1 pseudogene is annotated in these 1,043 nt (G+C 55.0%); it reads left to right on the top strand.

The annotated features are described in order from the left end of the window. Nucleotides 1-128: 128 nt before the first annotated feature. Nucleotides 129-1,016 (top strand): annotated as a pseudogene (locus tag ACVW0Y_RS23855) (IS3 family transposase); the annotation flags it as partial. Between the last annotated feature and the right edge of the window lie 27 nt (nt 1,017-1,043).

The raw sequence follows: 1,043 nt of genomic DNA, 5'->3' as shown, positions 1-1,043 counted from the left end.
ATGCAGGACAAGGGCGATCAAGCATTCCAAGGCAGTGGTCGTCCGAAAGCCAGCAGCGATGAGCTAAGTGCGTTGAAGCGCGAGAACGCGCGGCTGAAGGAAGAGAACGAGATTCTAAAAAAGGCGGCGGCGTACTTTGCGCGAGAGCTGTCGTGAAGTACGCCTGGATCAGAAGCCAAAAAACTTACTCGGTACGCAAGATGTGCCAGGTACTCTCGGTTTCCACCAGTGGTTACTACGCTTGGGCCGGGCGTAAACCATGCGCCCGCAACCTAGATAACGCCCGACTGTTGAGCCAAATACGGCTGCTGCATACGCAAAGCCGAGAGGCTTATGGAACAGAGCGAATATGGCATGAGCTGCGTCGAAAGGGAGAGACGTGTGGGCGAAATCGAGTGCAACGGTTACGTCAGATCAACCAGATCCAAAGCCGCCGCCGGCGGCGTTATGTGCATGCAAGAGCGCCGTATCAGCGTCAGGCAGTTGCACCAAACAGATTGAAATGGCCATTTGTTAGCCCCGGCCGTGATCGAGTTTGGGTAGCGGACATTACCTTCATACCGACTCGTCAGGGCTGGTTGTATCTGGCGGCAATACTGGACTTGTACACGCGCCGAATCGCGGGCTGGGCAATGGGCGAGCGAGCGGACCAACAATTAGCCAGCGCAGCCTTAAAGATGGCCTTGCAAGGGCGCAGGCAAGCTCAAGAAACGATTCACCACAGCGATCAAGGCGTGCAATACACCGGCAACGCTTACCGGCAGCAACTTGAAACCGAACAGCTAGTGGTTAGCACCAGCCGCAAAGGTATGCCGTATGACAACGCCGTTATGGAGAGTTTTTTCGGCTCGTTGAAGCAAGAGCTGACGCACCACGAGGACTTCGCAAGCCGTGACCAGGCACGGGTTCAGGTGTTTGATTACATCGAAGTTTTTTACAACCGCCAGCGGATACACAGCGCCCTGGGATACCGTACACCGCTGGAGTTCAGTGCCATGAATGAAGTGCGTAATTAAACTGTCCGAGAAATCGGGGGTGGTTCA

Source organism: Pseudomonas sp. TE3786, from assembly GCF_054057335.1.
Note: the sequence above shows the minus strand (reverse complement) of the source record. Positions and strands in the feature narration are given on the sequence as shown.